Raw genomic sequence first — 12,285 nt, 5'->3', positions numbered from 1 at the left:
GCCGCGCATCGGCGAAATCACCGGTGTCAGGTGGTGAGGCGCAGGATCCGGTCGTCGCCCGGCGCGGGATCGCCCCGGCCGTCGTGGTTGGACGTGAGCACCCACATCGACCCGTCCGGCGCCGTCGCGACGTGCCGGAGCCGGCCGTGCTCGCCGCGGAGCAACGTCTGCGCGCCGCTGCCGTCAGTGCCGATCGTGTAGAGCCGCTCGCCGCGCAGGCACGCCATCGCGACCCGGCCGTCGCGGCCCACCGCGATCCCGCTCGGCGACGCGTCGGCCGTACGCCAGGTGGCGATGGGGTTGGTGAAGGCCGGGTCGGTGGAGGCACCCTCGGCCTCGGGCCACCCGTAGTTGTGGCCGGCCTCGATCCGGTTGAGCTCGTCGTAGGTGTTCTGGCCGAACTCGGAGGCGAACATCGCGCCGCTCGCGTCCCAGGCCAGCCCCTGCACGTTGCGGTGGCCGTAGCTGTAGACCGGGGTCACGCCGAACGGGTTGCCGGGCGCCGGCGCACCCTCCGGGGTGAGCCGCAGGATCTTGCCGCCGAGGCTCGCCCGGTCCTGCGCCGCCGCACGCTGCCCCGCGTCGCCCGTGCCGACGTAGAGCATCCCGTCGGGGCCGAACGCGATCCGCCCGCCGTTGTGGTTGCCGGCCTTGGGGATGCCGGTGAACACGACCGACCGGGCGTCGGGCTGGTCGGGCCGGAACCGCGCGATCCGGTTGTCGTCGGCCGCGGTGTAGTAGACGTAGACCCAGTCACCGGCCGGTGCGACGGCGATGCCGAGCAGGCCGCCCTCCCCCGCCGGCCGCGCCTCGTCGACCGTCGTCACCTCGCGCGCGGTGTTGCCCTGGACCGACAGGATCCGCTTGCTGTCGCGCTCGGTCACCAGAGCCGAGCCGTCGGGCCGGAACGCCAGCCCCCAGGGTGCGCGCAGGTCGGTCACGACATCGGTCGCGCTGGCCCGGGCGTCGGGCGCCGACGGGACGGACGGGTCGCTGAACCAGCCTCGCCAGGCCGCGGCGCCGCCGAACAGAGCGGCAGCGAGCACAGCGACCGTCACCACGATCAACGCGATCCGAGCCCGGCTCACCGTTCGAGAATAACGCCGCCCGGAGGGGGCATTCACGGAGCATGCTCTCCATTCGCTCCGAGGACTCCCTGCTCAGCATCGGCTCGAAGGGTTCGATCCTCTCGATCGGTTCGATCGGGTCGATCGGCAGCGTCGGTTCCGTCGGCTCGGCGTTCTCGGCCTTCTCGGTCGGCTCGTTCGCCAGCGCGTTCACCCTGCTGTCCGCCGCCTCCGCCTGCTCGATCATGTCCTGGGCGGCCTGGCGGAAAATCATGCGCTAGCGCGACCGTCCACAGCGGCGTTTCGCGAACATCTGTTCTGGGCACATCCTTGCCCGACCCCGGCGCGCACCGGACGCCGAGGGCCGAGACGAAGGGTGTCTGATCATCATGGGTCTGATGTTCCGTAAGCGGAAGAAGATCGGCCCGATCATCCTGAACTTCACGGAGAACGGCTTCAGCTCCTGGAGCATCAAGATCGGTCGCTGGTCGTGGAACTCCCGGGCACGCGCGCACCGCGTCGACCTGCCGGGACCGCTGTCCTGGAAGCAGGACAAGAGCTGACCTCCCCCCTCGCGGCGCCCTCCGGACAACCGGAAGGGCGCCGCGAGCGCGTTCAGGCCTGAGTAGATTGTCCGATATGACCAAGGCGGCCTGGTTCCGTGTGGTGGCAGCGGTCGTCCTGCTGGTCGCGCTCTACTACGTGGTGCCGGTCAACGCGTCCACCCGCGACTGGCGGCTCGCGCTGCGCATCCTGGCGGCGGTGGTGTTCGTCGGTGGCGCCGTCTGGGTGGTGGTGTGGCAGATCCGGCGCCGGCTGAAGAGCGACGAACTGCCGCTGGAAGGCCTCGCGATCGCGCTGGTCGCCGGGGCGATCGCGTTCGCGCTGGCCGACTACGTGCTGGCGATCTCGGTGGAGCACCAGTTCGACGGCATGAACACCCGCACCGACGCGCTCTACTTCGCTCTGTCCACCCTGTTCACCGTCGGGTTCGGCGACATCCACGCGACCGGGCAGGGCGCCCGGGTGCTGGTCATCTTCCAGATGGTCTTCAACATCGCGGTGCTCGCCACGGGGGCGTCGCTGCTGGTCAACCAGGCCACCGCGCGCGTGCGCAAGAGCCGGCACCGGGACTAGGCGGCGGCGATCACCACGTCGCCGCCGAGGCGGCCGGCGGGTGGGTCGCGGGTGACCTGACCGGCGCCGAGCAGCGTGGTCAGCACCCGGTTGGCGTCGGCGGCGCGGTAGACCGTGTCGGTCACCGTGAAGCGGCGCAGGTCGGTCACCGTCGCCGGGCCGGCCTCGGCCAGGTGGGCCAGGATCTCGCGGCGCAACGGGCCCGGGTGCGGGCGCTCGGAGATGTCGAGCAGGTGCCCTTCGGGGTCGTGCGGGTCGCGGTAGCGGACGCCGGCGTATTCGTCGACCGCCCACATCGCGTCTTTGAACGTGTCGAGGCTCTTGCCGGCGGCGGTGGCGAACGCGACCAGGCACGCGGTGCCGTCGCGGGCGACGAGTTCGACGTCGGCGACGAGCGGGAAGCCGGCCTCGCCGAGCATCGCCCGGTGGTCGGCGGCGCCGGCGGCGAGCACCAGCAGCAACTCGCCCGGCTTGCCCTTGGCGACGGCGGCGAAGGTGGCGGCTGACGGTGCCGGGCCGGTCGCGGCGTCGAGGAACGCGAACAGTGGCGCGCCGGCCGCCGACGCCGCGCGCAGCACCGCCGGCAGCGTGTCGACGCCGCCCTCGACGGCGTGGATGTCCAACCCGGACGGACGGTCGAGCTCCTGGTAGACCGCGTCGAGCGCGGCCCGGTCGGGCGCCGGTGAGACGACCGGCGCGGTCAGCCGCCGGCCGCGCAACAGGTCGGTGAACTCGTCGAAGACCCGCAGTGCCGCCTCGGCCAGTCCTTCCGGCGGGCCGCCGTAGGCCTGTGCGAAGGTGGCCCGCTTGGAGCGGTGCAACGCGGCGGGCCCCCAGGCGTCGAGTTGCCGCACCAGGATTTCGCGTACGACGTCATCCACCGGCCCGCTCATGCCACATTTCTAGCGGAAAACCCGTTAGGCGGGAACGGAGATGCCGACACCGCCTCGCGTCTGACCCCCGTAGCGCGCCTTTTCCGCGGCGAGGTCGAGCCGGCCGATCCGGCGCCGGGCGTCGAGCGCGGCCGGGTCGAGCAGGTCGGCCGGGATCAGCCAGACGATCTCGAACTCGAGCCCGTCGGGGTCCTTACCGTAGAGCGACTTGGTGCTGCCGTGGTCGCTGGAGCCGACCAGCGCGCCCGCGGCGGCGAGCCGCTCGGCGGTCGCGGACAGCTCGTCGAGCGTGTCGACCTCCCACGCGAGGTGGTAGAGGCCGGCGGTGGCCCGGCCGGCCATTGACGGGCCGGCGCCCGGCACCTCGAAGAGGCCCAGGTCGTGGTCGTTGGTCGAGTCCGGCGCCTGGAGGAACGCCGCGCCGCTGAAGCCCTCGGGGGTCATCGCGACCCGTCGGAAGCCCAGCACGTCGTGGTAGAAGGCGACACTGCGCTGAAGGTCGCTGACGAAGAGGACCGCGTGGTTGAGTCGGTGGATGCCCATGGGTCAACGGTAGCGCTAATTAGTTGAGTGTTCAACTACGCGAGTATGATGCCGCTCATGACCCGATGGCTCGACGACGAGGAGCAGGCCACCTGGCGTGCGTTCCTCGGCGCCACCCGGGCGCTGATGGACACCCTCGACCGCGAGTTGCAGCACGAGGCCGGGATGCCACACGCCTACTACGAGATTTTGGTACGCCTTTCCGAGGCGCCCGAGCACCAGATGCGGATGAGTGAGCTCGCCGACGCGTGCGGCTCGTCGCGCAGCCGCCTGTCCCACGCGGTCGCCCGGCTGGAGGAGTCCGGCTGGGTGCGCCGGCAGGACTGCCCCACCGATCGCCGCGGCCAGGTCGCGGTGCTCACCGACGAGGGCTACCGCCGCCTCGAGGAGGCGGCACCCGGGCACGTGGAGGGCGTACGCCGGCATCTTTTCGATGCTCTGAGCCCGGCGCAGGTCGGCGAACTGCGGCGGATCAGCGACGCGATCCTCAGGGAGATCAAGGAAGGTCGATAGCATTTCCCTGGGTACGGACTAGACCGCCCCGAAGGCGATCAGGCTCCGGGCCGTGTCGACCAGGGTGTCCTCGGCGTCGCGGGGCGTCCAGTCGAACGCCTGGCGGGCCTTGGTGTTGTCGGCGCGGCGGCGCACGCCCACGTTGCCGGCCAGCCCGCGCATGGTGGGCACGGCCAGCGCCGTCGCCCGCACCAGCGGGGTCCACAGCGGGCGGGTCGACACCCTGGCCGCGTCGCGGCCGAGCCGACCGCGCAGCAGCTTCGCCACGTCGCGCATCGACATCAACGTGTCGCCGGCCGCGATGAACCGCTCGCCGCCCGCACCCGGCAGGTCGATGGCGCGCACATGCAGGTCGGCCACGTCGCGCACGTCGACCGGGGTGATCCAGATGTCGGGGACGCGCGGCATGGCGCCGGAGAGCATCGCCCGCACCAGGCCGATCGAGTTGGACGGGTTGATGTCGAGCACCGGGCCGAAGACGCTGGTGGGGTTGATCACCACCAGCTCCAGCCCGCCGCCCTCCCGGGCGACGAAGTCCCACGCGGCGCGCTCGGCCAGCGTCTTGGCGACGACGTAGGGCTCCAGGCCCGGCGCGTGGGGGTCGGTCCAGTCGGCCTCGGTGAACGGCTGCTCGGTGGCCTTGCGGCCGTAGGCGATCGCGCCGAACGTCGAAGTGAGCACCACTCGAGCGACGCCCGCGTCCCGGGCGGCCCGGAGCACCCTGACTGCGCCGTCGCGGGCCGGCCCGACCAGCTCGGCCAGATCGGCCGGCGCGGCGATGTGCAGCACGCCGGTGCAGCCGGCCATGGCCTCCGCCCAGCCGTCGTCGGCGGTCAGGTCGGCCGGGACCACCTCCAGGGCCGGGCCCGGGTCGACGCCGGCCGCCGTCACCATCGCCCGCACGTCGAGCTCGCGCGCCAGCGAGCGGACGGTGGTGCGCACCTGATGGCCGGCGCGTAGCGCGCTCGCCACCGCGTATGCGCCGAGGAAGCCGGAGCCGCCGGTCACCAGGATTGTCGTCATTGGACCAATCATACGAAAACGGACTGTCGGAAACAGTTTTCGATAACACCGAACGGACGACTTCCCTCAGCGGCATCGCAGGTCACAGCGGTTTCGTTCAATATCTCCGCCAACTGGCTCTTGTACAGAACGTTGCCGGGCAAGCACGATGAGGCGATGTCCATCGGTCTCGGTGACCTCACCACGCGGGCGCAGGACCGGATCCACGCCGGTGACCTGGCCGGCGCGGAAGAGCTGCTCGGCGCCGCCCTGGCCACGGCCGACCCCTCACCGGCCACCGCGACCGACGAGCTAGCCCTGGCCGCCGCCCTACAGGGCAAGGTGCTGCTCGCGCTCGGCGAGGCACACGCGGCGCGGGGCTGGGCCTCCTACGCCTACTCGGCGACCACCCGGCTCTACGGCGCGCACGACCCGCGCACCACCGACACCGCCACCACGCTGGCCGCCGTGCTGCACCGGGTCGGCGCGCACGAGCGGGCCGCCCGGCTCTACCACGACGTGATCCTCGAACTGTCCGCCGCCGAAGGCCCCGAGTCGGCCCGGGTGCTGGCCGCACACGCCGACCTGGCCACGGTCGAATACGCCCGCGGCGACTGCGCGACCGCTCGCACCCGCCTAGAAGACGCGTGGGAGCTACACCGCGAGGTCTACGGCGACGGCCACCCGGCCGGCATCCGGATGCTGGCCAAGCTGGGTGCGATGGAGCGCGACTGCGGCCGCGTGGCCGACTCGCACGCACACCTGGCGCTCGCCCAGGAGCTGGGCCGCACCCACCTGCCGCCCGACCACCCGCTGATCGCCCAGGTGGCGGCGCTGTCCCGGGCGGCGCCCAACCCCGACCACGTCTGCGCCGTCGAAGACAGCCTGCGGCTCGCCAACGACTCGGGCCCGCCACCGCCGCGCTCGCCGGGCGCGCCCTCCGGCTATGCCCGCCCCTTCTCACCGGTGCCCGAGCACAGCGCGCCGGCCACGCCCTCGCCGGTCACCCCACCGCCGGTCGCGCCGGTGCCGGTCGCACCCCCACCGGTCGCGCCGCGCCCGGTCACGCCGACGCTGCGCGACGGGTTCGACAGCGGCTCGGCGCTCGATGACGGGCCCGGCGGCCCCCGGCACGCCGCCGACGACCAGCCGCCGAACCTGTTCACGCCAGGCGCCGACCTGCGCGACGCCTACGCCACCGAGGTCTACCCACCCGACTCCGAGCAGCCCGACGAGGCCTGGTCACCGCCCGCGCAGCGGTCGGCGCCCGAGCGTCCGCTGTGGCCGGCCGACGAGGCACCGCACTGGGCCGACCGGGAGGCGCGCGGCACCTGGCGCACGGCCGATCCCGAGCAACAGGCCGCCTGGGCCGCCGCGGGCAGCGGCTGGGACCCGGCCGCTGAGGCCGCCAGCGGTGCCGCGGCCGCGGAGGCAGCATGGGAACCGACCACCGGGACCGCCCCCGGTGGCGCCGGGTGGGAGGCGGGCACCGCCGACCCCGCGTGGGCCGAGGACCGCGATAGCGCGGAGCCGGCCACCGGGAGGGCGGGCGGCGCGGCCACCGGTTGGGAAGGCGGCACCCCCGAGCCAACCGACCCCGCGTGGGCCGAGGCCCGCGGTGGCGCGGAGCAGGCCACTGGGAGGGCTGGCCGCGCGGGTACCGGTTGGGAAGGCGGGACCGCCGCCGGCAGCGGCGCGGAGCCAGCCGCTGGCGACCCGGGCTGGAACAAGCCGCCGGAGTTCACCGACCCCGAGACCGCAGGCGACGAGCGGTGGCGGCGCGGGTCCGGCGCCACCTGGGACCGCACGAGCAGCGAGTCCTGGGATGGCACGGCCGGAGACGAGTGGGAGGGCGGCGACGGCTGGGGGGTCGGGCGTGGCTCCGACGAGGCGTGGTCCGGCCGGAGTGCTGCCGACGAACGCTGGGCCGCCCCCGACGCCGACCCGCCCGACGACGGCTGGGAACGCGACGCGTGGGGCTCCCCGCCGGGCGCGGCCTCGCTGCCCGGTGGGCCCGAAGACGCGCCGCCCGCACCGGCATACCCGCGCGAGATCGAGTCCGGCGGCGACCCGGGCCGGCTCCCCCAGCGGCTGCCGGTCCCCTACAAGCCGCCGCGCAAGCGCCGGGTGGCCCCGCTGGTGATCGCCGGCCTCCTGGTCGTGGTGCTCGGCGCGGCCGCGGTGATCGCCGGCTTCATGCTGGTCGACCCGGACACCCCGGCCGCCCGCCGCACGACGACGCCGACCGCCGGCCCGAGCGCCGCGCCGCCGACGTCCAGCGCTCCGCTGACGCCGCCGACCGCCAAGCCCGGCACCGCGCCCGGGCGCGTCTCTCTCGACGACGGAATCGAGCAGGTCACGCTGCGCTGGACCTACCCGGCCGGCGCCCCCGGACCCGTGGTGATCTCGGCCGGGCCGACCGGGCAGCAGCCCCGCGCGATCGAGGAATTGCCGGCCGGCACCGACAACTACGTCGTCTATGGCCTCGGCACTACGGGCGACTACTGCTTCGTGGTCGGCGTGGTCTATTCCGGCGGCGTCGTCGGCAACGCCAAGCCGGTCTGCACCGACCGCGGCTGAGCCGCCGGCGCGGTCTCGACCGCCGCGCCGGCTCCGACCGGCCGCACCGCCTCGACCGCCGCACTGCCCTCAACCGGCGCGGCGGGCTCGACCGACGGCGCGGCCGCAAGATCCGGCACGGCTGACAGATGTGGCGCGACCTCGACCGGCTTTGGAGCCTCGACCACCGGCTCGGCTTCAAGCCGTGGCGCGGCCTCGACCGCAGCGGCAGGCTCGACCGGCTCTGAAGCCTCGGCCACCGGCTCGGCTTCAAGCCGTGGCGCGGCCTCTACCAGGGCAACCGGCCTGACCGGCCGCGCCGCCTTGGCGGGCGGTGCCGCGCGACGGGGCGCGGGCTCCACGACCGGCGCGGACTCCAGGGGTGGTGCGGGTTCGAGCATGGGATCGGCCGCCGGCAGGCGGACGGCGACCCTTAAGCCTGGACCGGCGTCGGAGAGTGCGACCGTGCCGCCGTGCTGGGCGACCAGCTCCCGGACGATCGACAACCCCAGCCCGGCGCCGCCCGCGTCGCGGGCGCGGGCGTCGTCGAGTCGGGTGAACCGATCGAAGACCCGGTCGCGGTCGGCCTCCGGCACGCCCGGACCGTCGTCGGTCACGGTGATCTCGACCCAGCCGCGGGCCGCCGCCGTCGCGGCCAGGGCGACCCGCGCGTTGGCGTGCCGGACCGCGTTGTCGAGCAGGTTGGCCACCACCCGGTCGAGGGCCGACTCGTCGCCCACCGTCCACAGCGTTGCCTCAGCGGGGAGCAGGACGACCTTGGTCGGATAGCGCGCCGCCACGGCGGCGAGCAGGGCGCCGACGTCGACCGGGCCGGTCACCGGGTCAGGGCGCCCGGCCAGGTCGTCGGCGCGGGCCAGCAGGAGCAGGTCGTCGACCAGCCGGCCGAGCCGCGCCACGTCGGCGAGCAGGTCGTCGGTGTCGGGTGGGTCGCCGATCCGCTGTGCGACTTCGAGTTGGGTACGCAGGTTGGCCAGCGGCGACCGCAACTCGTGCGCCGCGTCGGCGATGAACGCCCGCTGCCGGGCCCGCGCCCCCTCCAGCCGGGCCAGCATGCCGTTGAGGGTCACCGCCAGTCGGTGGATCTCGTCGCGGGACTCCGGTAACGGCAGCCGGCCGGCGCCGGCGGTGGCGTCGATCGCCTCGGCGCCCACGCGCAGGGTTTCCACCGGGCGCAGGGTCGCACCGATCACTCGCCAGGCGATCGCCGCCAGCAGGGCCACCAGCAGCGGGAACGCGACCAACAGGGATTCTTTGAGCAGGTTGACGCTGCGTACGAGATCGTTGAGCGACTTGGCGACCAGCACCGTGCGCGGCTGGTCGGCCGTGCCGGCCGGGACCGCCACCACCTGCACCGGGCCGTTGACGCCGATGCGGTCGCCCGGGATGTAGACCGTGGTCGACTTCTCGGCACCGGACGAAGGGCGCTCGGAAGGGTAGAGGAACGGGACCAGGCGGTCGGCCTCCAGCGACGCCGCCACCACCCGGCCCTGGCCGTCGATCACCTGGGCGCGTACGTCGTCGCCGGAGACCGGTAGTGGGTCCGGCAGCGAGTCGTTGGCGATCAGCTCGGCCATTCCGGTGGCGATGTTGGCCGCGTCTTCCTCGGCGCCGCGGTGCAGCGTGTTGCCCAGCACCGAGACGAGCAGGATGCCGCCCACCAGCAGGCCGCCGACCAGGCCGGTGACGCCGATGAGCATCAGCCGGGCCCGCAGGCTCAGCCGCCGCCAGAACCGGAGCGGGTTCACGAGGCCAACCGGTAGCCGGCGCCACGCACGGTCTCCAGCCGCTCCCGGCCGATCTTGCGGCGCAGGTAGCCGACGTAGACCTCGACCGCGTTCTCCGCAGTGTCGACGCTGGCGTCCCAGACGTGGTCGAGCAACTCGGTCTTGGAGACCACCTCGCCGGTGCGCCGCATCAGGTATTCCAGCAGGGCGAACTCGCGCGCGGTCAGCCCGACCGGGTTGCCACCGCGGGTCACCGTCCGCTGCGCCGGGTCAAGGGTCAGGTCGCCGGCCTCCAGCACCGCCGGGCGGGCCGGTGCGCCCCGGCGCAACAGCGCGCGCAACCGGGCGAGCAGCACGACGTACGAGAAAGGCTTGGTCAGATAGTCGTCAGCGCCGCAGTCGAGCCCGTCGGCCTGGTCGTATTCGCCGTCTTTGGCCGACAGCATCAGCACCGGGAGCCAGCGGTCCTCGGCGCGCAGGGCGCGGACCACCCGATAGCCGGACAGGCCGGGCAGCATCACATCGAGGATCATGGCGTCGTATTCGCCGTGCCGGGCCAACTCGAGGCCGCTGGGGCCGTCGGCGGCGACGTCGACCGCGAAGCCTTCCGCCTGGAGCCCGCGCTGGAGCGCCGACGCCAGCCGCGCCTCGTCTTCGACCACCAGCAACCGCACCAGCAAAGCGTGCCATCCCGAGGCCACCGGTTCCCAGCACTCTCAGCCGGGTCACAGCGTCAACCGGGCATCATCTTCCGCAGGAGGTATCCACCCATGTCTGTTCTGACCAAACGTCCGGTGCTGCGCTGGCTGGTGCCCGCGGCCGCCGCGGCCGCTGTCATCGGTGGCGGCGCCGCGGTGGCCACCGTCGCCGGCGCGGCCGACCCGACCCTCCCCGACCGTTCCGCCGCCCAACTCCTGGTCGACCTGCAGACCGCCCGCCTCGACGGCATCTCGGGCACCGTCGTGCAGCGCGCCGACCTGGGCCTGCCGCCGATCCTCAACATGGCCGGCTTGCTCGGCGACGACAACCTGATGTCGCTGGTCAACGGCCAGCACACGCTGCGGGTCTGGTACGCCGGCCCCGACAAGGCCCGGATCTCCCTGGTCGGCACCAACGCCCAGACCGACGTGATCCGCAACGGCACCGACGCCTGGACCTGGAGCAGCAAGGCCAAGCAGGCCACCCACACGACCATCAAGGAAGGCAGCGGCGACCACGGGGCGCCGCCTGCCGGCTTCCCGGCCACTCCGCAGGAGGCGGCCGACCTCGCGCTCAAGGCGATCGACCCGAGCACTCAGGTGAGCGTCGGGCGCTCGACGAAGATCGCCGGCCGCGACGCCTACGAGCTCAACCTGACCCCGCGTGACCACGACTCGCTGGTCGGCCAGATCTCCGTCGCGATCGACGCGAAGGAGCACGTGCCGCTGCGGTTCCGGGTCTACCCCAACGCCTCCGACAAGCCGGCGTTCGAGGCCGCCTTCACGATGGTCAGCTTCGCCCGGCCCGACGACGCGCAGTTCGCCTTCAACCCGCCGGCCGGCACCAAGGTCACCGAGGGTGGCCAGCTGCTCAAGGACCTGGAGAAGGCCCAGCCCGAGAAGCAGACCCAGCCGGACAAGAAGGGCGCTGAGCCCACGGTCATCGGCAAGGGCTGGACCACGGTCCTGATGGCCAGGCTCGACCAGAGCACCGACAAGGCACCGCCGGAGATCAGCGGGCTGCTCGGCCAGCTTCCCAAGGTCAGTGGCGCCTGGGGCAGCGGTCGACTGTTCACCAGCCGGCTGGTGACCGGCCTGCTGACCGATGACGGCCGGGTGTTCATCGGCCCGGTCAGCCCGGAGAAGCTCTACGAGGTCGCGGCCAGCCACCGCTGACCAAGATCCACCAGAGCGCCCGGTCCACGCGGACCGGGCGCTCTGCCGTCCGCACCCACTACAGTTGCCCTGTGGGAATGGTGCATACCGTCGGGATCGTGCTGCATCCGCAGCGCGACTCGGCCCCTGCGCTGGAAACGATCCTCCAGTGGGCCGGCAACCACGGCGCCTCGGTGCTGGGGCTGGCCGACGACATCGCCCGGATCGACTGCAACGCGATACCGGTCGACGCGGAGACGCTGGCCGAGAAGTCCAACATCCTGGTCAGCCTCGGTGGTGACGGCACCATGCTGCGCAGCATGCGGCTGGCGGCCTACACCAAGACCGGCGTGCTCGGGGTCAACCTCGGCAAGCTGGGCTACCTCGCCGAGATCGACGTCGAAGACCTGCCGTGGGCGCTCTCCAAGATCGACGGCCGGGAATACACGCTGGAAGAGCGGCTCGCCATCCGCACGACCCTGCCCGACGGCAGAGATGTCACGGCTTTCAACGACATCGCATTAGTACGCGTACCAGGCGACGGCTCCGCCGCGATCGGCGTCGGCATCCTCGGCGTCCCATTCGTCCGATACGCCGCCGACGCGGTGATCGTGGCGACCCCGACCGGCTCCACGGCGTACGCGTTCTCGGCCGGCGGCCCGATCGTCTCTCCCAACCTGGAGGGCGTGCTGGTCGTGCCGTCGTCGCCGCACTCGTCCTACAACCGGGCCCTGATGCTCTCCGTCGACGAGACGCTCAGCCTGGACGTGCTCGAGCGCAGCGGCCGGCTGGCGGTCGAGGTCGACGGCGGCGTCGCCACCTACGTCGGCCCGGGCGACCGGATCGAGATCAACGCGGTGCCCGGCGCGGCCCGGGTGATCCGCCTCGGCCACACCACGTTCTCCGAGCGCGCCCGCCGCAAGCTCCGGGTGACCGGCAGCGCCGAGGTCGACTGACGCCGACCCCGGCGCCG

General features: G+C 73.1%; 12 protein-coding genes and 1 pseudogene. 7 read left to right on the top strand and 6 right to left on the bottom strand.

Annotation, left to right across the window (positions count from 1 at the left end; genetic code table 11):
• Positions 1-26 precede the first annotated feature (26 nt).
• Positions 27-1,088: a PQQ-dependent sugar dehydrogenase gene (locus DFJ67_RS21050; RefSeq protein ID WP_239097373.1), complete on the bottom strand. Its 1,062-nt coding sequence runs from the start codon at positions 1,086-1,088 to the stop codon at positions 27-29.
• 41 nt (positions 1,089-1,129) lie between these two features.
• On the opposite strand from DFJ67_RS21050, the gene DFJ67_RS21045 reads away from it, so the two are divergent.
• The 3 genes from DFJ67_RS21045 (at position 1,130) to DFJ67_RS21035 (ending at position 2,204) form a co-directional block, all read left to right on the top strand.
• Entirely contained in the window at positions 1,130-1,348 is a 219-nt protein-coding gene (locus tag DFJ67_RS21045) for a hypothetical protein (RefSeq protein ID WP_116069554.1), read from the top strand.
• A 108-nt stretch (positions 1,349-1,456) separates the two neighbouring features.
• Entirely contained in the window at positions 1,457-1,630 is a 174-nt protein-coding gene (locus tag DFJ67_RS21040; RefSeq protein ID WP_089248056.1) for a DUF4236 domain-containing protein, read from the top strand.
• 76 nt (positions 1,631-1,706) lie between these two features.
• On the top strand, positions 1,707-2,204 hold the full coding sequence (locus DFJ67_RS21035; RefSeq protein WP_116069553.1) for a potassium channel family protein: 498 nt from the start codon (positions 1,707-1,709) through the stop codon (positions 2,202-2,204).
• On the opposite strand, the gene DFJ67_RS21030 is transcribed toward DFJ67_RS21035, so the two are convergent.
• Positions 2,201-3,097 carry a hypothetical protein gene (locus DFJ67_RS21030; RefSeq protein ID WP_116069552.1) on the bottom strand — a complete coding sequence of 299 codons (897 nt, stop codon included), beginning with the start codon at positions 3,095-3,097 and terminating at the stop codon, positions 2,201-2,203. The two genes, DFJ67_RS21035 and DFJ67_RS21030, sit on opposite strands and share 4 nt — an antisense overlap.
• 24 nt (positions 3,098-3,121) lie before the next feature.
• Positions 3,122-3,640 (bottom strand): VOC family protein, encoded by a 519-nt coding sequence (locus DFJ67_RS21025; RefSeq protein ID WP_116069551.1) that lies wholly within the window; start codon positions 3,638-3,640, stop codon positions 3,122-3,124.
• Between the two features lie 48 nt (positions 3,641-3,688).
• Here DFJ67_RS21025 and DFJ67_RS21020 point away from each other — a divergent pair, with 48 nt between their 5' ends.
• On the top strand, positions 3,689-4,153 hold the full coding sequence (locus tag DFJ67_RS21020; RefSeq protein ID WP_116076496.1) for a MarR family winged helix-turn-helix transcriptional regulator: 465 nt from the start codon (positions 3,689-3,691) through the stop codon (positions 4,151-4,153).
• 18 nt (positions 4,154-4,171) lie between these two features.
• On the opposite strand, the gene DFJ67_RS21015 is transcribed toward DFJ67_RS21020, so the two are convergent.
• Positions 4,172-5,176 (bottom strand): NAD-dependent epimerase/dehydratase family protein, encoded by a 1,005-nt coding sequence (locus DFJ67_RS21015; protein WP_116069550.1) that lies wholly within the window; start codon positions 5,174-5,176, stop codon positions 4,172-4,174.
• 156 nt (positions 5,177-5,332) lie between these two features.
• Between DFJ67_RS21015 and DFJ67_RS44730 the strand changes: the two genes are divergently transcribed.
• Positions 5,333-7,735, top strand: a complete 2,403-nt coding sequence (locus tag DFJ67_RS44730; protein ID WP_203783925.1) for a tetratricopeptide repeat protein — start codon at positions 5,333-5,335, stop codon at positions 7,733-7,735.
• A gap of 380 nt (positions 7,736-8,115) precedes the next feature.
• Here DFJ67_RS44730 and DFJ67_RS21005 read toward each other — a convergent pair.
• Positions 8,116-9,432: pseudogene (locus tag DFJ67_RS21005) on the bottom strand (sensor histidine kinase); the annotation flags it as partial.
• 44 nt (positions 9,433-9,476) lie between these two features.
• Positions 9,477-10,133 carry a response regulator transcription factor gene (locus tag DFJ67_RS21000; RefSeq protein ID WP_116076492.1) on the bottom strand — a complete coding sequence of 219 codons (657 nt, stop codon included), beginning with the start codon at positions 10,131-10,133 and terminating at the stop codon, positions 9,477-9,479.
• A 96-nt stretch (positions 10,134-10,229) separates the two neighbouring features.
• Here DFJ67_RS21000 and DFJ67_RS20995 point away from each other — a divergent pair, with 96 nt between their 5' ends.
• Both DFJ67_RS20995 and DFJ67_RS20990 read left to right on the top strand, forming a co-directional pair.
• Positions 10,230-11,333 (top strand): LolA family protein, encoded by a 1,104-nt coding sequence (locus DFJ67_RS20995; protein ID WP_116069549.1) that lies wholly within the window; start codon positions 10,230-10,232, stop codon positions 11,331-11,333.
• A 77-nt stretch (positions 11,334-11,410) separates the two neighbouring features.
• The gene (locus DFJ67_RS20990; protein WP_116069548.1) at positions 11,411-12,268 is read left to right on the top strand and encodes an NAD(+)/NADH kinase; all 858 of its coding nucleotides are present in this window, start codon (positions 11,411-11,413) and stop codon (positions 12,266-12,268) included.
• Positions 12,269-12,285: the final 17 nt, after the last annotated feature.

It is taken from the genome of Asanoa ferruginea (genome assembly GCF_003387075.1).
Classification (GTDB): domain Bacteria; phylum Actinomycetota; class Actinomycetes; order Mycobacteriales; family Micromonosporaceae; genus Asanoa; species Asanoa ferruginea.
The sequence above is the reverse complement of the archived record's forward strand: the minus strand, read 5'-3'. Positions and strand labels throughout refer to the sequence as shown.

Excerpts from the sequence above, each read along its gene's own strand:
- DFJ67_RS21030 (WP_116069552.1), bottom strand. The coding sequence starts at position 3,097 with ATGAGCGGGCCGGTGGATGACGTCGTACGCGAAATCCTGGTGCGGCAA.
- DFJ67_RS20995 (WP_116069549.1), top strand. The coding sequence starts at position 10,230 with ATGTCTGTTCTGACCAAACGTCCGGTGCTGCGCTGGCTGGTGCCCGCG.
- DFJ67_RS44730 (WP_203783925.1), top strand. The coding sequence starts at position 5,333 with ATGTCCATCGGTCTCGGTGACCTCACCACGCGGGCGCAGGACCGGATC.
- DFJ67_RS21025 (WP_116069551.1), bottom strand. The coding sequence starts at position 3,640 with ATGGGCATCCACCGACTCAACCACGCGGTCCTCTTCGTCAGCGACCTT.
- DFJ67_RS21020 (WP_116076496.1), top strand. The coding sequence starts at position 3,689 with ATGCCGCTCATGACCCGATGGCTCGACGACGAGGAGCAGGCCACCTGG.
- DFJ67_RS21040 (WP_089248056.1), top strand. The coding sequence starts at position 1,457 with ATGGGTCTGATGTTCCGTAAGCGGAAGAAGATCGGCCCGATCATCCTG.
- DFJ67_RS20990 (WP_116069548.1), top strand. The coding sequence starts at position 11,411 with ATGGTGCATACCGTCGGGATCGTGCTGCATCCGCAGCGCGACTCGGCC.
- DFJ67_RS21035 (WP_116069553.1), top strand. The coding sequence starts at position 1,707 with ATGACCAAGGCGGCCTGGTTCCGTGTGGTGGCAGCGGTCGTCCTGCTG.
- DFJ67_RS21015 (WP_116069550.1), bottom strand. The coding sequence starts at position 5,176 with ATGACGACAATCCTGGTGACCGGCGGCTCCGGCTTCCTCGGCGCATAC.
- DFJ67_RS21045 (WP_116069554.1), top strand. The coding sequence starts at position 1,130 with ATGCTCTCCATTCGCTCCGAGGACTCCCTGCTCAGCATCGGCTCGAAG.